16 protein-coding genes are annotated in these 17,519 nt (G+C 69.4%); 9 read left to right on the top strand and 7 right to left on the bottom strand.

Annotated features, from left to right (window positions below):
* Nucleotides 1–57: 57 nt before the first annotated feature.
* Nucleotides 58–2,328, bottom strand: coding sequence for a heavy metal translocating P-type ATPase (locus tag EJO66_RS21945; RefSeq protein ID WP_124961768.1), 2,271 nt, complete (start codon nucleotides 2,326–2,328; stop codon nucleotides 58–60).
* Between the two features lie 88 nt (nucleotides 2,329–2,416).
* Between EJO66_RS21945 and cadR the strand changes: the two genes are divergently transcribed.
* Nucleotides 2,417–2,890: a Cd(II)/Pb(II)-responsive transcriptional regulator gene (cadR, locus tag EJO66_RS21940; RefSeq protein WP_125966088.1), complete on the top strand. Its 474-nt coding sequence runs from the start codon at nucleotides 2,417–2,419 to the stop codon at nucleotides 2,888–2,890.
* Between the two features lie 61 nt (nucleotides 2,891–2,951).
* Here the strand turns inward: cadR and cysE are convergent, their stop codons facing one another.
* The gene (gene cysE, locus EJO66_RS21935) at nucleotides 2,952–3,743 is read right to left on the bottom strand and encodes a serine O-acetyltransferase (protein ID WP_276311989.1); all 792 of its coding nucleotides are present in this window, start codon (nucleotides 3,741–3,743) and stop codon (nucleotides 2,952–2,954) included.
* A 59-nt stretch (nucleotides 3,744–3,802) separates the two neighbouring features.
* Nucleotides 3,803–4,534 (bottom strand): RNA methyltransferase, encoded by a 732-nt coding sequence (locus EJO66_RS21930; protein ID WP_125966086.1) that lies wholly within the window; start codon nucleotides 4,532–4,534, stop codon nucleotides 3,803–3,805.
* 121 nt (nucleotides 4,535–4,655) lie between these two features.
* Here EJO66_RS21930 and EJO66_RS21925 point away from each other — a divergent pair, with 121 nt between their 5' ends.
* Genes EJO66_RS21925 through EJO66_RS21915 form a run of 3 tightly spaced genes read left to right on the top strand, consistent with a single transcriptional unit; the run spans nucleotide 4,656 to nucleotide 9,018 of the window.
* Complete coding sequence (locus tag EJO66_RS21925; RefSeq protein ID WP_124961765.1) at nucleotides 4,656–5,717, top strand: inositol monophosphatase family protein; 1,062 nt, start codon at nucleotides 4,656–4,658, stop codon at nucleotides 5,715–5,717.
* The gene (locus EJO66_RS21920) at nucleotides 5,717–7,957 is read left to right on the top strand and encodes an FUSC family protein (protein ID WP_125966115.1); all 2,241 of its coding nucleotides are present in this window, start codon (nucleotides 5,717–5,719) and stop codon (nucleotides 7,955–7,957) included. The genes EJO66_RS21925 and EJO66_RS21920 overlap by 1 nt, the downstream gene beginning before the upstream one ends.
* Nucleotides 7,957–9,018 carry a mechanosensitive ion channel family protein gene (locus EJO66_RS21915; RefSeq protein WP_124961764.1) on the top strand — a complete coding sequence of 354 codons (1,062 nt, stop codon included), beginning with the start codon at nucleotides 7,957–7,959 and terminating at the stop codon, nucleotides 9,016–9,018. Before EJO66_RS21920 ends, EJO66_RS21915 begins: the two co-directional genes overlap by 1 nt.
* 19 nt (nucleotides 9,019–9,037) lie before the next feature.
* Here EJO66_RS21915 and EJO66_RS21910 read toward each other — a convergent pair whose 3' ends face one another.
* Nucleotides 9,038–9,496: an Lrp/AsnC family transcriptional regulator gene (locus EJO66_RS21910; protein WP_018906329.1), complete on the bottom strand. Its 459-nt coding sequence runs from the start codon at nucleotides 9,494–9,496 to the stop codon at nucleotides 9,038–9,040.
* 107 nt (nucleotides 9,497–9,603) lie between these two features.
* Between EJO66_RS21910 and EJO66_RS21905 the strand changes: the two genes are divergently transcribed.
* Complete coding sequence (locus EJO66_RS21905) at nucleotides 9,604–10,224, top strand: LysE family translocator (protein ID WP_124961763.1); 621 nt, start codon at nucleotides 9,604–9,606, stop codon at nucleotides 10,222–10,224.
* On the opposite strand, the gene EJO66_RS21900 is transcribed toward EJO66_RS21905, so the two are convergent.
* Complete coding sequence (locus EJO66_RS21900; RefSeq protein ID WP_125966085.1) at nucleotides 10,197–11,417, bottom strand: DUF418 domain-containing protein; 1,221 nt, start codon at nucleotides 11,415–11,417, stop codon at nucleotides 10,197–10,199. The two genes, EJO66_RS21905 and EJO66_RS21900, sit on opposite strands and share 28 nt — an antisense overlap.
* Nucleotides 11,414–12,382 (bottom strand): LysR substrate-binding domain-containing protein, encoded by a 969-nt coding sequence (locus EJO66_RS21895; protein WP_125966084.1) that lies wholly within the window; start codon nucleotides 12,380–12,382, stop codon nucleotides 11,414–11,416. The genes EJO66_RS21900 and EJO66_RS21895 overlap by 4 nt, the downstream gene beginning before the upstream one ends.
* 124 nt (nucleotides 12,383–12,506) lie before the next feature.
* Between EJO66_RS21895 and EJO66_RS21890 the strand changes: the two genes are divergently transcribed.
* Nucleotides 12,507–13,514 (top strand): tripartite tricarboxylate transporter substrate binding protein, encoded by a 1,008-nt coding sequence (locus EJO66_RS21890; RefSeq protein ID WP_125966082.1) that lies wholly within the window; start codon nucleotides 12,507–12,509, stop codon nucleotides 13,512–13,514.
* On the opposite strand, the gene EJO66_RS21885 is transcribed toward EJO66_RS21890, so the two are convergent.
* Complete coding sequence (locus EJO66_RS21885) at nucleotides 13,486–14,010, bottom strand: MarR family winged helix-turn-helix transcriptional regulator (protein WP_125966081.1); 525 nt, start codon at nucleotides 14,008–14,010, stop codon at nucleotides 13,486–13,488. The two genes, EJO66_RS21890 and EJO66_RS21885, sit on opposite strands and share 29 nt — an antisense overlap.
* Before the next feature lie 105 nt (nucleotides 14,011–14,115).
* Here EJO66_RS21885 and EJO66_RS21880 point away from each other — a divergent pair, with 105 nt between their 5' ends.
* From EJO66_RS21880 to EJO66_RS21870, 3 genes are read left to right on the top strand one after another with little or no spacing between them, the layout of a single operon-like run.
* Nucleotides 14,116–15,117: a Bug family tripartite tricarboxylate transporter substrate binding protein gene (locus EJO66_RS21880; protein ID WP_125966080.1), complete on the top strand. Its 1,002-nt coding sequence runs from the start codon at nucleotides 14,116–14,118 to the stop codon at nucleotides 15,115–15,117.
* A 38-nt stretch (nucleotides 15,118–15,155) separates the two neighbouring features.
* Entirely contained in the window at nucleotides 15,156–16,148 is a 993-nt protein-coding gene (locus EJO66_RS21875) for a Bug family tripartite tricarboxylate transporter substrate binding protein (RefSeq protein ID WP_125966078.1), read from the top strand.
* Nucleotides 16,149–16,162: 14 nt separating this feature from the next.
* Nucleotides 16,163–17,479: a sulfatase family protein gene (locus EJO66_RS21870; RefSeq protein WP_125966077.1), complete on the top strand. Its 1,317-nt coding sequence runs from the start codon at nucleotides 16,163–16,165 to the stop codon at nucleotides 17,477–17,479.
* The last annotated feature ends 40 nt before the right edge of the window (nucleotides 17,480–17,519 follow it).

Here is a 17,519-nt window from a genome sequence, read left to right as displayed (position 1 = left end):
ACTCGATGTTAGTTTTGTTCGGGCGCCTCGTCCGCAACGCCGCGTGGGCGCAGCTCCTCAGCCGCCCTTCGGCGCGCGCATCAGCCGCAATCCGTTGGCCACCACCAGCAGGCTGGCACCCATGTCGGCAAACACAGCCATCCACATCGTGGCGCTGCCGAAGACCGCGAGCACGAAGAACACGGCCTTGATGCCGAGCGCCAGTGTGATGTTCTGCCACAGCACCGCATGCGCGCGACGCGAGAGGCGGATGGTTTCGGGCAGTCGCCGCAGGTCGTCGTTCATGATGACCACGTCGGCCGCCTCCATGGCGGTGTCGGTGCCGGCGCCGCCCATCGCAAAGCCGATGTCGGCCTGCGCGAGCGCGGGCGCATCGTTGATGCCGTCGCCCGCCATGCCGGCCATGCCATGGCGCTGCTGCAGCGCCTTGATGGCATCGAGCTTCTCCTCGGGCAGCAGGTTGCCGCGCACGTCGTCGATGCCCGCGTGCATGCCGATCGCCCTGGCCGTGGCGGCGTTGTCGCCGGTCAGCATCACCGGTGTGACGCCCAGCGCGCGCAGCTCGGCCATGGCCGCCTTCGAAGACGGCTTGATGGTGTCGGCCACCGCGAACAGCGCCAGCACGGCATGGCCGGAGGCCAGCAGCGTGACGGTGCGCCCCGCTTCCTCATGCTGCTTCAGCTCGGCCTCGAGCGCGGGACTGCACAGCCCCTGCTCTTCGATCAGGCGGTGGTTGCCAAGCACATGGCTGCGGCCTCCGTGGACGGCCTGCACGCCGCGTCCGGGCAAGGCCGTGAAGTCGCCGACCGGCTGGTGCTCGCGCTCCAGGCCTTCGGCAATGGCCTTCGACACCGGATGGTCGGAGCGGCCCGCGATGCTCGCGGCAATGGCGAAGATCGCGGCTTCATCCGCCGCCGGGTCGAGCAGGCGCGATGCGACCAGCTTCGGCTTGCCTTCGGTGATGGTTCCCGTCTTGTCGAGCGCCACGGCCTTGAGCTTGCGCGCCTCTTCGAGGTAAGTGCCGCCCTTGATCAGGATGCCGCGCCGCGCGGCCGAGGCCAGCGCGCTCACCACGGTGACGGGCGTCGAGATGACGAGCGCGCACGGGCACGCGATGACCAGCAGCACCAGCGCCTTGTAGATGGCCTCGGTCCAGCTCCAGCCCATGAGCCAGGGCGTGAGCAGCGCCACGGCAACGGCCAGCACGAAGACCGCGGGCGTGTAGACGGCCGCGAACCGGTCGACGAAGCGCTGCGTGGGCGCGCGCGTGCCTTGCGCTTCTTCGACCGCATGGATGATGCGGGCGAGCGTGGTGTTGGCCGCCACAGCGGTCACGCGGAATTCGAGCGCGGCCGTCTGGTTGATGGTGCCCGCGAACACCGGGTCCCCAGCCGATTTGTCGACCGGGATGCTCTCGCCCGTGACCGGCGCCTGGTCGATGGCGCTCGCCCCCTCGGTCACCACGCCGTCCAGCGGCACGCGTTCGCCGGGCCGGATGCGCACGACGGCATCGAGCGCCACCGTCTCGGCCTTGGCCGTCTTCCAGCTGCCGTCGGGTTGCCTGACCTCGGCCAACTCGGGCGCCAGCGCCAAGAGGCCCTGGATGGCGTTGCGGGCGCGATCGACGGCGCGCGCCTCGATCAGCTCGGCAATGGCATAGAGCGCCATCACCATCGCGGCCTCGGGCCATTGCCCGATCAGGAAGGCGCCCGTGACCGCCACCGCCATCAGGGCGTTGATGTTCAGGCGCCCGCGCAGCAGCGCGGCAAAGCCCTTCTTGTAGGTGTCGAGGCCGGCCAATGCGATGGCCGCGAGCGCAAGCCCCATCTCCGCCGCCGTGGACCCGGCGCCCTCCGGTGCGAGAAAGGAAACGGCCTCGGCCGCGATGGCCAGCGCCAGTGCGGCAACGAGGCGCGCGAGGCCGCTGCTCATGCCCCCGGGGGCGGCCGCCGGCTGCGCACCCTCGGCCGGGCTGCTTGCCGCGTCGTTCAACGGCTCGGGCTTGAAGCCCGCCCTGCGAATGGCATCGAGCGCACCGGGCAAGGCGCCGTCATCGGCCGTGATGGCCATCGTGCGTTCGCCGAGGCGAAAGCGCAGCGCGCGCACGCCCGCGACCGGTTCGAGCGCGCGCCGGATCTCGGACTCTTCGACCGCGCAGTCCATCGTGGGAATGCGAAAGAGCAAGGCGCCCTTCGGAATGTCGGCAGCGGCCACGGCGACAGCCGGCGAGCCGCAGGCCGGGTTGCCGCAGCAGGCCGTTTCGGGAGCGGCCGGCGCATGGGAGTGGGCATGCGGCGCCATCGGTTTCAGGGCATTCTGGTTCGTCATGAAGCCGATTGGAAACCCTGAAGCAGGTGTAGAGTCAAACGGCGATTCCTCCACTTCCTTCCTTCCTTTCTTTCTTTCTTGCCGCATCATGAAAATCGGAGAACTGGCCAAGGCCGCGAACACGCCGGTCGAAACCATCCGGTACTACGAGCGCGAGCAGCTGCTGCCCGAGCCCGCGCGCACCGAGGGCAACTACCGCATCTACGACGAAGAGCATGCGCAGCGCCTGGGCTTCATCCGCCGCTGCCGTTCGCTGGACATGACGCTCGACGAGATCCGCAGCCTGCTCAGGTTCCGCGACGCACCGGGCGATGACTGCGGCGAAGTCAACCAGCTGCTCGACGACCACATCGGCCACGTGGCTGCGCGCATCCGCGAGCTCAAGACGCTGGAGAAGCAGCTGAAGGCGCTGCGCCAGCAGTGCTGCGGCGCCGAATCGGCGCGCAACTGCGGCATCCTGCAGGAACTGGACACCGCCGCGCCCGCCACCGAGCCCTTCGGACAGCACGCGGGGCATGTGCATGGGTCGCTGCACAGCGCGGCTGCGAAGCGTTCGGCTTGAGGTTTGACTCAAGGCGTGCCCTCGTGCACGCGCCCCGAGCAAGGAGATCCTGAAACCCGCTCTACTTGCCGATCAGCTGCGTCAGCTTCTCCGCCTCGAAGCTCTCGTCGCGCGCCGCGTCGCAGGGAACGCAGTCCTTGGTGCCGGGATGCGCAGACAGCTTCTCGATGGCCTGCCACAGCAGCGCGATCTGGTGCTCCTGGCCCGCGGCGTTGTCGATCAGCCCGCGCATCGCCTGGCTCAGCGGGTCGTCGTCCTGCGTGATGCCGTAGGCGGAGAACTTCTGCGGCGCGGCCACGTCGGCGCTCTCGCCGGCCTTCGACGGGATGATGCGTGCGGGAATGCCCACCGCCGTCGCCCCTGCCGGCACCGGCTTGATGACCACCGCGTTGCTGCCGATCTTGGCGCCGTCGCCGACGAGGAAACCGCCCAGCACCTTGGCGCCCGCGCTCACCACCACGTTCTTGCCCAGCGTCGGATGCCGCTTGGTGCCCTTGTAGAGCGAAGTGCCGCCCAGCGTCACGCCCTGGTAGATGGTGCAGCCGTCGCCGATCTCGGCGGTCTCGCCCACCACCACGCCCATCGCATGGTCGAAGAACACCCGCTCGCCGAGCTTGGCCGCCGGATGGATCTCGATGCCCGTGAGCCCGCGCGCCACGTGCGCGATGAAGCGGGCCGGCCACTTGAAACCGTGCGTCCAACAGGCGTGCGCCCAGCGGTGCAGCACCACGGCATGGAAGCCGGGGTAGACCGTGATCACTTCCCAGGCGCTGCGCGCGGCCGGGTCGCGTTCGAGGATGCACCGGATGTCGGCGCGCAATCGAGAGAACATCGCAGCCTTTGTTGTCGTTATATCGATAGGGCCGCGAAGTCTAAGGCCGGCCGTCTTCGCGCATCGCCGATGGGGTTTTGTCAGCCATTGCGCGGCCCGCGGGCCGCATCGGCCATGGCCTTGGCGATCCCGCGCAGGATGTGGATTTCCTCGGGCGTGGGCTGGGCGCGGTTGAACAGCTGCTGCAGCCGCGGCATCAGCTTCTTCGGTGCCCAGGGGTCCAGAAAGCCGATCTCCACCAGCGATCGCTCCCAATGCTCGAGCATGCCGGCCACCGCCTTGGCATCGGCCGCCTCGATGGGCGCGGTGGCATCGCGCACCTCGTAGCCGCCCAGCGCAAGCCGCCATTCGTAGGCCACCACCTGGATGGCGGCGCCGAGGTTGAGCGAGCCGAACTTCGGGTCGGTGGGAATGCAGAGCGCCACGTTGCAGCGGTAGACGTCTTCGTTGCGCATGCCGAAGCGCTCGGAGCCGAACAGGAAGGCCACATGCTGGTCGCCCTGCTTCGCGAGCGGCTCCAGGTGCTCGCGCGGGGTGCGCGTGGGCGGGCCGAAGTCGCGCGGGATCATGGCGGTGGCGCACAGGTGGGTCACGCCGTCGAGCGCCTCGTCGAGCGTTTCGACGATGCGGGCATTGGTCAGCACGTCGAGCGCGCCGCTCGCGCGCTGGATGGTTTCCTCGCGCCGCAGCACGTTGGCCCATCGGGGCGCGACCAGCACCAAGTCGTCGAAACCCATGGTTTTCATGGCGCGGGCGGCGGCGCCCACATTGCCGGCGTGGCTGGTCTGGATCAGGATGAAACGGGTGCGCATGGCGGGGTTGGGAGACACAAGGCGGCGGAGCCGGTAAAATGCCCGATTCTCGCCGCCCGCATCGCCGGACCGCAGGGTCGCCTCCAGGGGACCTACCCCACCGTTCTTCTCACAATCCAGAATGTCGTCCCCCAACCTGCATCCCATGCTCAATGTGGCCGTCAAGGCCGCACGCGCCGCCGGCGCCATCATCAACCGCGCCGCCCTCGACGTCGAGGCCGTGCGCATCTCGCAGAAGCAGGTCAACGACTTCGTCACCGAAGTCGACCACGCCAGCGAGCAGGTCATCATCGAAACGCTGCTTGGCGCGTATCCGGGGCACGGCATCCTGGCCGAGGAATCGGGCGCCGAGCATGGCGCCAAGGATTCCGACTACGTCTGGATCATCGATCCGCTCGACGGCACAACCAATTTCATCCACGGCTTCCCCGTCTATTGCGTGTCCATCGCGCTGTCCGTGCGCGGCAAGATCGAGCAGGCGGTCATCTACGACCCGAGCCGCAACGACCTGTTCACCGCCACCAAGGGCCGCGGCGCCTACATGAACGAGCGCCGCATCCGCGTGTCCAAGCGCACCCGGCTCAGCGAATGCCTGGTGTCCACGGGCTTTCCGTTCCGCAGCGGCGACAACTTCAAGCAGTACCTGGCCATCATGGCCGACATGATGCCCCGCATGGCGGGCCTGCGCCGCCCCGGCGCCGCGGCGCTCGACCTGGCCTACGTGGCGGCCGGCTTCACCGACGGCTTCTTCGAGACCGGCCTGAACCCCTGGGACGTGGCCGCGGGCTCGCTGCTGGTCACCGAGGCCGGCGGCCTGATCGGCAACTTCACGGGCGAGCCCGATTTCCTCGAGCAGCGCGAATGCCTGGCCGGCGCACCGCGCATCTACGGCCAGCTGGTGCCGCTGCTCGCCAAGTACTCCAAGTTTGCGGGCATCGACGACAAGATGCGCGCCAGCGACCGCGTGCGCGCCGTGTCGGCCGCCGCGCGGCCCGGTGCCGACGAATCGGTCGACCTGTACGCCCGCAGCACCGTCACCGACCTGACGGCCGCGCCACTCGACGGCGAGGCACCCGCTCCCGCGGCCGCGCCGGCGGCTCCCGTGCAGCGCAAGCTCACGCGCGTGCGCCGCGACGCGCCTGCTGGCGGCGGCTCCTCCGAAGGCGACGCTTCCGCCAAGTGATGCAGGGGCCAGGTGCCGCCCTCCGCTTCCGTGCGGCGCTGCGCATTGCGCTGAGCCAGTACGTCGCCAGCGGCCTCACCGTCGCGCTCGGCCTGCTGGTCATCTCGGCCGGCGCGCACCTGTGGCTCGGCGCCATCGCGGCCTCCACAGCCGCGGTGGGCGTGATCGTCACGGCCCCGCCCGACCTGCCCGGCCCGCGCCGCGGCAAGTTCTTCCAGATGCTGCCGGCCCCGCTGATCGGGCTGCCGCTGTTCTTCTTCGTGCAGCTGCTGCACGCCGCGCCCATTCGCCTCGGCCTGGTGCTGGTGCCCGCCACCTTCGTCGCCTTCCTGGCCATGGCATGGGGCAAGCGCGGCATCCCCATTGCCATCGCGGTGATGTTCTCGATGGTCTTCTCGATGGCCACGCCCGCACCCGGCGGCATGGCCGAGGCGCTCGAGCGCACCTGGCACTTCGGGCTTGGCGCCGGGCTCTACGTGATCTGGGCCACGCTCGCCAACCATGCGCTGAATTCGCGCTTTCGCGTCCAGTCGGTCTCGGACGTGCTGTATTCGCTGGCCGCGCTGATGCGCACCGAGGCCAGCCAGTTCACGCCGCGCGACGACACCAGCGACATCCGCGAAACCCCCGCGCCCCTGCTGGGCCAGCTGCTGCGCGAACAGGCCGCGCTGGCCGACCAGTTGCAGGCCACGCGCGACATCGTGCTCGAATCGCCGCGCACACCGCGCCGGCAGCGGCTGGCCGCCATGCTGGTAATCGTGCTCGAAATGCGCGACCAGCTGCTTGCGAGCGAGCTCGACCTGGACGCGCTCAAGAGCCACCCCGCGCATGCGCAGGCGCTCATCGAGATGCGCCGCGTGCTCGAGGAGCTGGCCAACGACACCATTGCGCTCGGCGATGCGCTGCTCATGGGCCGCCAGCCCGAGGTGGTGGCCGACCGGCGGCCGCGGCTCGCGTCGATCCATCTTCCGGGCGAAGACCATATCGCCAGCCACGGCCTGCCCGGCCCGAACGCCGCCATGCTCGCGCGCGGCCTGGCCAGCCGCATCGGCCACATCAACGACGAGGTGCTGCGCCTGTCGGCCATGGCGCGCGGCGATGCCGAACCCAACCTTGCGGTGGTGCGCGCCAACTGGCAGATGTTCGTGAGCCCGACCGACTGGTCGCTGCTGCCCTTTCTCACGCTGTGGCGCTGGGACGCGCCGCCGCTGCGCCACGCCATTCGCGCGGCACTGGCCATTGCGGCCGGCTACGCCATTGCGGTGTCGCTGCCCTGGGGTTCGCACGACTACTGGATCCTGCTGACCATCGTGGTGGTGCTGCGCGGCAGCCTCTCGCAGACGCTGGAGCGGCGCAACAGCCGCGTCGCCGGCACGCTGCTGGGCAGCGTGCTCGCGGTGGGCCTGCTCTCCGCGCATCCGTCGCCGCTCATGCTGCTGGTCATCCTCACGGTGGCGCAGGCCATCGCCCACAGCTTTGCGGTGCGGCGCTACCTGATCACGGCGGTGGCCGCCACTGTGCTGGGCCTGGTGCAGGCGCACATGCTCAACACCGGCGCCGCGCCCATCTTCGCGCTGTTCGAGCGCATTGCCGACACGCTGATCGGCGCCGCGCTGGCCTGGGGCTTCTGCTATGTGCTGCCCTCCTGGGAGCGCGGGCAGATTCCGGCGCTGGTGGCGCGCACGCTCACCGCGCAGGCGCGCCATGCACGGCTGGCGCTCGGCCTCGGCCAGCTGCAGGCCGTCGACAGCAGCCCCGAGCTCGAATGGCGGCTCGCGCGCCGCGAGGCCTACGACAGCCTCTCGGCCCTGGTGCAGGCCACGCAGCGCTCGCTGTCGGAGCCGCGCGCGGTGCAGCCGCCGCTGGAGCCGCTCGAACACCTGCAGGCGCACAGCTACCAGCTGCTGGCGCAGCTCAGCGCCGTCAAGTCGATGCTGGTGCTGCGGCGCGACCGGCTCACGGCCGCCGAGATCGAAGGTCCGCTCGCGCGCACCGCGCAGCGCATCGAAGCCGCGATCGGCAGCGCGCCGACCACCGGCCCCTCGCTGCCCGAAAGCCCCGGCTCCACCACCGTGGGCGGCCCGATTCCCCTGCCCGACCCGTTCGACAACGACATCAGCCCCTGGCTGCTGCGCCGGCTCGATTTGGCCACGGCACTTTCGACGCAGCTGCGCGACGACGCGGCGCGCATTCTTCAACATCTGAACGAGACAACAGAAGCAACGACGACCATCGCCTGATGACCCAAGAGATACTTGCCCACCCCTGGTTCGGCACCTGGATTGCCGTCCTCATCGCCGTCCCGCTCGCTCTCCTGGTCCACCGCATCGGCGGCCTCGTGCTGAAACGGATCACCCGTCCCGCACCCGCGGTGCATGCGATGGTGATCAACTGCAACGCACCGGCGCGGCTCGTGCTCCCGCTGGTGGCGCTGCTGCTCATCCTCCAGGCGGCGCCCGAGGACCTGCGCTTCCTTGCCAGCGTGCGGCATTTCAACGGCCTGCTCCTGATTGCCGCGACCACCTGGCTCGCGGTAAGGGCCATCAGCGGCTTTGCCGACGGCGTGCTCGCGCAGCATCCGTCCGACATTGCAGACAACCTCCAGGCGCGCCGCGTGCTCACGCAGACGCGCGTGCTCGCGCGCACGGCCATGTCGGTGGTGCTGGTGGCCGGCGGCGCGATGATGCTCATGACCTTTCCCGGCGCGCGCCAGGTCGGCGCGAGCCTGCTGGCCTCCGCGGGCGTGATCGGCATCGTGGCCGGCCTGGCCGCCAAGCCGGTGTTCAGCAACCTGATCGCCGGGCTGCAGATTGCGCTGGCCCAGCCGATCCGCATCGACGACGTGCTGGTGGTCGAAGGCGAATGGGGCCGCGTCGAGGAAATCACCGGCACCTTCGTCGTGCTCAAGATCTGGGACGACCGGCGCCTGATCCTGCCGCTCAGCTACTTCATCGAGAAGCCGTTCCAGAACTGGACGCGCCACTCGTCGCAACTGCTCGGTTCGGTCTTCATCTACGTGGACTACGGCATGCCGCTGGCGCCGCTGCGCGAAGAGGTCGAGCGCATCGTGAAGGCGGCGCCCGAATGGGACGGCCGCTTCTTCAACATGCGCGTCACCGATGCGACCGAGCGCAGCATGCAGGTTCGCGTGCTGTGCACCGCCGCCACCTCGGGCCTGGCCTTCGACCTGCGCTGCACCGTGCGCGAAGGGCTCCTCGACTTCATGCAGCGCGAGTACCCGCAGTTCCTGCCGAGGATGCGCATCGAGGCCGACCTGCCTCAGGGCTCGGCGGCGGCCTGAAGCAGGGCGCCGCAGCGCCTTATCCGGGCACGGCGCCCGCTGGCACCGCCACCGCGCGCGCCGGGATCGGCACCGACATGACGATCGACGTGCGCGTCTCCCCCAGGTGGTTGATGCTGCTCACGAAGGTCTCCAGATGCTCGATGTCCCGGGCGACCACCTTCAGCACATAGGAGTCCTGCCCGGTGACGTGAAAGCACTCGAGCACCTCGCGCCGGCCATCGAGCAGCTTCAGCAGCCGGGCCTTGTCGGGCTGCGCGGTCGTGATGCCGATCAGCGCCGTCACCGTATAGCCCGCCTTGCGCGGCGGAACCACCGCACGGTAGCCCTCGATCACGCCGGCCTCCTCGAGCCGCTTCACGCGCTCCGAGGTCGAGGGCACGGACAAGCCCACTTGCCGCGCCAGCGCCGTCAGCGAGGTGCGCGCGTCCTGCTGGAGCGCGTCGAGGATTTGCCAGTTCTTGGAGTCGATTTCCATGAATCTAAGGTGCAGTTGAGAATTTCACTTCCGATTTCAGGCTTGGCACGCTGCGCGCCTGAATTTCGTCATTCTCGCCATGGAGGCCGCGCCGAACAATTCCAGGCATGGACTTTTCTCTTTTCCTCAAGGCCCTGGTCATCGGGCTGTCGATCGCCGCACCCGTGGGCCCCATCGGGCTGCTCTGCATCCAGCGCACGCTCGCGCACGGCCGTGCCATCGGTCTTTTCAGCGGCCTCGGGGCCGCGCTGGCGGATGCGTGCTACGGCGCCATCGGCGCGTTCGGCGTCTCGGCAGTCATCTCGTCGATGGTGGCGGCGCGCGTGCCGCTGGCGCTCGGCGGCGCGGCCTTCCTGGGGTGGATGGGCGTGCAGCTGCTGCGTGCACCGGCCGCCACCCAGGCCCGGACCGCGCAGGACGCCGCCACGCCGCGGAAAGCCATGCTGTCGGTGTTCATGCTCACGCTCGCGAATCCGATGACGATCCTGTCCTTCGTCGCGGTGTTCGCATCGATCGGCTCCGGACATGCGAGCAGCAGCGGCGCCGCCGTGACGATGGTGGTGGGCGTTTTCCTCGGGTCGGCACTGTGGTGGGTGGGCCTGTCGACCGCGGTGTCGATGGTGCGGCACAAGCTCGGTGCGCGGGTGCTCCAGTCCATCAACCGGCTGTCGGGCGCACTGCTGCTGGGCTTTGCGGTGTTTCAGTTCTCGGCGCTGCTGTCGCGCTGATCCGCATGCCGGCGCCGGCGCAGCGGCGGCCGCTGGAGGTTGGTGAAGGCCCGCAGCAGCCACTCCGCCGGGCCGTAGGCGAAGCGCTGCATCCACCACCGGCTCAGCGCCAGGTTGCCTGCGAAGATCGCGAACGCCACTGCGAATGTGGCCAGCGGCCCGACCGTTCCGATCCAGCGCAACCCGTAGGCAAGAAAGATCCACGCGCAGACCAGCGATTGCAGCAGGTAGTTCGACAGCGCCATGCGGCCCGCCGGCGCCAGCAGTTGCACCAGTACCCGGCCGCCGCGCCCGCTCTGGAACACGAGCAGCATGCCGGCCGCATACGCGGCAGCCAGAAACGGCGCCGTCAGCAGCGTGACCGCAAGGCCCTGGATGTCGCGCACCGGGTCATTCAGCCGCAGGGTCGGCCAGGCGTAGGCGAGCGCACCCGGCAGGCCGACGGCAAGGCCCCACCAGAACATCCGCCACAACAGCGTGCGATGCGCTTCGACATGCGCGAGGAGCCCGCGCTTGCCGGCGATGAAGCCCGCGAAGAACATGGCCAGCGCCTCCGGCGCCTGCACCAGCCCCGTGATCCACCAGGTCTGCGAGAGATCGCGCAAATGCTGCACGACCACCATGGCGGGCGTCGCGCGGTAGGCGGCCAGCGCCGCGGCGGCTTCGGCGTAGGCCGCCTGCGTTGCCATCAACATGTCCATGTGCGTGTACATCTGGCCGACGGCGGCCCACAGCAATGAAGTGAGCAGCACCAGCGCGATGCCCACGCACGCCAGGAACACATCACCGCGCCTGCGCAGCATGAGCAGCACGGCGCCCAGCACCGCATAGGTGGTGAGGATGTCGCCGTAGTAGAGCAGCACGGCATGCACGACGCCGATGACCCACAGGCCGACGTGCCGCCGCACCATGCGCGGCACGAAAGCTTTTCCGTCGCGCTCCGCCGACCGCATCTGCAGCGTGAAGCTGTAGCCGAACAGGAACGAGAACAGCAGATAGAACTTGGTCTCGAACACGAAGGCCCGCACGAACGATGCGCAGCGGTCGGCCAGCGAGAGCGCCATCGGATCGGGAACGCCCAGGCCATAGTAGGTCGATGCGAAGCTCGCGATATTGACCACCAGGATGCCCAGCAGCGCGAAGCCGCGCAGCGCATCGACCATCTGCTGGCGTTCGTTCGGGGTGGTGTTCATGCGGTATTCCCGAGTCTGGCACCAGGCCGCCCCCCGCGCGCCGCGGCCGCGACGATTCCGCGGATCGCCTCGACCAGCAGCCGCGCGCCCTCGCCCGCTTCGCCGCCGCGCCGCACCGTGAAGCCCACCGGCCCTTCGGTGCTCGAGGTGTCGATGGCGACGCGCTTCAACGCACCCTGTGCAATCAAGCCCTCGACGGCACCCTGCGGGGCGAACCACACCGCGTCGCAGCGCTGCAGCAGCCCGACCACGAAGCTCGTATCCGTCGCCTCCACCAGCCGGCTGGGCAGCGCCATGCCCTGCGCGATCAGGAAGGCATCGGCCGTGTGCCGGATCAGGGTGCCCGAGACGGGCAGCACCAGCGGATGCGCGGCCAGCGCGTCGAGCGTGAGCCGGCGCCGCGCCGCGAGCGGATGGCCCGGGCGCACCACCAGCAGCAGCGGCTCGCTGTAGAGCTGCTCGAACGCCAGGTCGGCCATCGCCGAGGCTTGGGCGAGCCGGCCGAGCACGAGGTCGATCTCGCCCTGGCGCAGCTGCGTCATGAGCTGCGCGTTGGTGCCGCTCACCACGCGCACGCGCAGCGCCGGATGCGATGCAAACAGCCGCGCGACGGCCTCGGGCAGCAGGTTGGCTGCCATGTTGGGCAGAGCACCCACGGCCGCGCGCAGCTGATCGGCTTCGGGCTGGTCCATGGCCAGGCCCATGCCTTCGCGCAGCCCGCGCAGCGCGGAGACGGCATGGCGCACCAGCACCTCGGCCGCCGGCGTGAGCTCGACGCCGCGGCGGCGGCGCAGCAGCAACTGGCGCCCGACGATCTCTTCGAGTTCGGCGATGGTCTTGGACACCGCGGGCTGCGTGAGAGCCAGGGCCTTGCCCGCGCGCACGAGGTTGCGCTCCTGCGCCACCATCACGAGGCATTGCAGGTGGCGCAGCTTGAGGCGCGCAAAGTTGTTCATGGCTGACATGGGTGTCTTCCCTGTGAGGCGGCCGTTCAAATATAACCAGCCGGAATAGCTGGCAGAAGAGCTTTCAGTTGTGCGGGCCGCTTCCGCCTTCTAGAGTGCCGGCTGTACGGAGACAAGCAAACACATGACCACCGGTTTCTCGAAGAAGAACACCCCGGGCGCATCGCGCCGCCTGGCCCTTGCCGCCGCCTGCGCTGCGCTTTCCCTCGCGCTCGGCAGCCCGGCCGCGCATGCCGACGCGGCCTACCCCGCCAAGCCGGTGAAGTTCATCACCAACTTCCCGGCCGGCGGTCCGCTCGACATCCTCGGCCGTGCGCTGGGGGACGTGCTCCAGAAGGAGCTCAGGCAGCCCTTCGTGGTCGACAACCGGCCCGGCGCCGGCGGCAACATCGGCGCCGACCTCGTGGCCAAGAGTGCAGCCGACGGCTACACGGTGCTGCTGAGCATCGACAGCACCTTCACCATCAACCCGCACCTGTATGCGTCGATGCCCTTCGCGGCCAGGGACCTGAAGCCGCTGATGATCTTCAGCTCGTCGGGCCTGGGCTTCGGCGTCGGGCCCGCCGCGAAGGCCAAGACGCTGCCGGAATTCATCGCGCAGGCCAGGACCGAAGCCGCCACCTTCAGCTCCGCCGGCAACGGCAGCCCCGGCCATCTTGCGGCCGGCATCTTTTCGACCGCGACCGGCGCCAAGATCACGCACGTGCCCTACAAGGGCAATGCGCCGGCCGTGATGGCGCTGCTGGGTGGCGAGGTGCAGGCCGGCATCCTCGCCACGCCGGGCCTGCTGCCGCAGGTGCAGGCCGGCAAGCTGCGCGCGCTGGCCGTGACCGGCCGCCAGCGCTCGCCGCTGCTGCCCGAGGTGCCCACGGTGGGTGAACTCGGCCTCAAGGACCTGGAATTCGAGGTGCTCTACCTCGCGATGGTGCCGGCCGCGACGCCCGAGCCCGTGGTGCAGGCGCTGCGCCAGTCGCTGCAGAAGGCGCTGGCGCTGCCCGAGGTCAAGGCGCGCCTCGCCTCGCTCGACATGGTGGCGCTCGGCGAGACCGGCGCTCCCGCGGCCGAGCGCCTGGCAGCCAACCAGGCGCGCTACGGCCGCATCGTCAAGGCGACCGGGATGAAGGTGGACTGATGCCGCCCGCACCGCGGCGCCCGCGGTCGGCCTTGGGCAGCACGGCCTTTTGCACCATGCGCTCGGCCTGCGCCTGCAGGCGGTCCAGGAATCCGTCCAGCCGCGCCGCGTCTTCCTGGTCGAGCGCCTCCATCAGCTCGGCGTTGATCTTCGTGACCAGCGGAAAAAGCTCCTCGTACAGCGCCTGCCCGCTCTCGGTCAGGCCCAGCAGCACCTGCCGCCGGTCGCCCGCGCGGGCCACGCGCGAGACCAGCCGCTTTTCGACCAGCGAGCCGATCGTCTTGGAAGTGCGGGCGCGGTCGAGCTGGGCGTGCTCGGCCAGTTGGGAGGAGCCCAGTTCGCCGCGGCTCGCGAGCACCGCGATCAGCCGCCACTCGCGCCGCGTGATGCCGAAGCGGCCCTCGCACAGCCGAATCACCATGCTGCCCGCAACCCCGATCAGCCGCGCGAGCCGGTACAGCAGCAGGTCGTCGGGCGAGCGGCGCGGCGCGGTCATTCGGGGTTAGTCCGGGGGATGGTTGATTAGATCAATCGAATGTAGCGTCTCTAAAGTCCTTCGGGATCCAGCACCAGCCCTATAAGACCCCGGAGACACCGCCCCATGCCCAGCACGCCTCTTTCCAGCTTCGACCGCCGCCGCGCACTCGCCGCGCTGGGCGGCCTTGCCCTGGCGCCGTTTGCCCTCGACGCGCAGGCCCAGGCCTTCAGGCCCGGCCAGCCGGTCAAGGTGCTGATCGGCGTGCCCGCCGGCGGCACGCAGGACGTGCTGACGCGTGCCATCGCGCAGCAGGTGCGCGACGCGCTGGGCCCGCTGATCATCGACAACCGCGCGGGCGCGGCGGGCCGCATCGCGGCCGAAACCGTCAAGACGGCCGCGCCCGACGGCCACACGCTGCTGCTGGGCACGGCCAGCATGATGACCATGTTCCCGAGCGCCTACCGCAGCCTCTCGTACGATCCGGTCAAGGATTTCGTGCCGATCATCAATGCGGCGCGCTTCGAACTGGCGCTCACCGTCCACAAGGACGTGCCCGCCAACACACTGGCCGAATTCATCGCCTGGGCCAGGGCGCAGGGCGACAAGCTGAGCTTCGGCTCCTATGGCGCGGGCACGCCTTCGCACTTTCTCGGCGAGATGCTCAACCGCGCGGCCGGGCTGAAGATGGTGCACGTGCCCTACCGCGGCTCCACGCCCGCGCGGCAGGACCTGATGGGCGGCACCGTGCCCGTGTACTTCGACACCGTCGGCGGCGCGCAGCAGATGCTGCCCACGGGCCGCGCAAAGGTGCTGGCCACCAGCGGCGAGAAGCGCTCGCCGCTCATGCCCAATCTGCCCTGCTTCGTCGAGGCCGGCTACAAGGACGTGGTGGCCACCGCGTGGTTCGCCTACTATGCGCCGCTCAAGACGCCGCAGCCCGTCGTCGACAAGCTGCGCGCCGAATTCACCCGGGCCGTCAATGCCCGCGAGGTGCGCCAGCTGCTGTTGCAGAACGGCATGTACCCGGTCGGCGACGGCAGCGAGGCCTTGCTCAAGACCATGCGCGAGGACACCGCGCGCTGGGCGGGCATCATGAAGGCCGTGAATTTCCAGGCCACCGACTGAACAACCGAATGAACGACCGAACGAGGAGGAACCCCGACATGCCGAAGACCGCCCCCATCACCCGCCGCCTTGCCGCGCTGCTTGCCGCAGCCGGCTTCATGGCGTCCATCGCCGCCGTGCCCGCCAGCGCGGGCGCGCAAACGCTCGACAGTCCGCTGCACATCGTCGTCGGCTACGCCCCCGGCGGCGCCACCGACCGCGTCGCGCGCATCGTGGGCGACAAGCTCGGCGCCAGGCTGGGCGTGCCGGTCGTCGTCGACAACAAGCCCGGCGCGGGCGGCCGCCTTGCCGCGCAGCAGGCCAGGAACACGCCCGCCAGCCAGAACGTGCTGATGCTCGCCAACCCGGCCGTGATGGTGGTGGCGCCGCTCGTCTTCAAGGACAACAACTACGACCCCGAGCGCGACTTCGTGCCCGTGTCGCACGTCAACAGCTACGACTTCGCGCTGTCGGTGTCACCCACGCTGCCGGTGCGCGAACTGAACCACCTGCTGGCGTGGATGCGCGCCAACCCCAGCCAGGCCAACGTGGGCGTGCCAGCCACCGGCAGCCTGCCGCACTTCTTCGGCCTCATGGTGGGCGAGAAGGCCAAGGTGCAGACGCAGGTGATCGGCTACCGCGGCTCGGCCCCGCTGCTGAACGACCTGATCGGCGGCCAGGTGCCCATCTCGGTCGATACCGAGGACGTTGTGCTGCCGCAGCACAACGCCGGCAAGCTGCGCATCCTGGCGCTGTCGGGCGCCCAGCGTTCGCCCTTCGCGCCGAACATCCCGACCTTCAAGGAAGCCGGCCTCGACCTGGCCGCCACCGGCTGGAACACCTTCTTTGCGCCGGCCAGCATGCCCAAGGCCAAGGTCGAGCGCCTGGCCGCCACCATCCGCGAAGTCATGCAGGATGCGGACACGCAGCGCAAGTTCAAGGACGCCGGCATGACGCCGGTGGTGAGCACGCAGGCGCAGACCGCCGCAATGCTCAAGGCCTACAAGGCGCAATGGGCACCCGTCGTCCAGAAGTCCGGCTACCAGCCCTGAACCCTTCCAGAGACATGACCAGACCCAACATCATCTTCATCGTGGCCGACGACCTCGGCTATGCCGACCTCGGCTGCTACGGCGGCCGCGATGCCGCGTTCGGACCCGTGTCGCCCGTGCTCGACGGCCTGGCGGCCAACGGGCTGAAGCTCACGCAGGGCTACTCGAACTCGCCCGTGTGCTCGCCCACGCGCTTTGCGATGATCACCGCGCGCTACCAATACCGGCTGCGCGGCGCGGCCGAGGAACCCATCAACAGCAAGAGCCGCGGCAGCACCACGCTCGGCCTGCCGACCGACCATCCCACGCTGCCCTCGCTGCTGAAGGCCGGCGGCTACCAGACCGCGCTCATCGGCAAGTGGCACCTGGGCTACCCGCCCACCTTCGGGCCGCTGCGCTCGGGGTACGACGAGTTCTTCGGGCCGATGTCGGGCGGCGTCGACTACTTCACGCACTGCGACTCCACGGGCCGCCACGACCTGTGGTTCGGCGAGGAAGACAAAAAGGAAGAGGGCTACCTCACCGACATCCTCTCCAGGCGCGCCGTCGACTACGTGGAGCGCATGGCAAAGCAGGACGCCCCCTTCTTCCTGAGCCTGCACTACACCGCGCCGCACTGGCCCTGGGAAACGCGCGACGACGCCGAGAAGGCGCCGCTCGTGAAGGACAACCTGTTCGACCTGGCCGGCGGCAACATCCACGTGTACCGCCGCATGATCCATCACATGGACGAGGGCATCGGCTGGATCATGGCCGCGCTCGAGAAGCACGGCATGGCCGACAACACGCTGGTGGTGTTCACCAGCGACAACGGCGGCGAGCGCTTCTCCGACAACTGGCCGCTGGTGGGCGGCAAGATGGATCTGACCGAAGGCGGCATCCGCGTGCCGTGGATCGCGCACTGGCCCGCGGTGATTGCCAAGGGCGGCGAGAGCCGGCAGCTGTGCATGACCATGGACTGGTCCGCCACCATGCTCGACGCGGCCGGCGTGAAGGCCGATGCGGACTACCCGCTCGACGGCGTGTCGCTGATGCCGGTGCTGAAGGACGCGAAGCACAGCTTCCGCCGCCCGCTGCACTGGCGCATGAACCACCGCGGCCAGCAGGCCATGCGCGACGGCGACTGGAAGTACCTGAAGGTCGACGGCAACGAGTACCTGTTCAACATTCCGGCGGACGAGCGCGAACGGGCGAACCTGGGCAAGAAGGAGCCGCAGCGGCTCGCGGCCATGCGGGAAGACTGGCTGGCCTGGAACGCCACGATGCCCGCGATTCCGGAGGATGCGACGGTGAGCCTGGGCTACTCGGTCAAGGACATGCCGCAGCGCTGAGGGCGCTCCAGTGTTGCTGGAAGTCTGCAGCCGGGCCACG

Origin of the sequence: Variovorax beijingensis (assembly GCF_003951285.1) — a bacterium.
Taxonomy (GTDB): Bacteria; Pseudomonadota; Gammaproteobacteria; order Burkholderiales; family Burkholderiaceae_C; genus Variovorax; species Variovorax beijingensis.
Note: the sequence above shows the minus strand (reverse complement) of the source record. Positions and strands in the feature narration are given on the sequence as shown.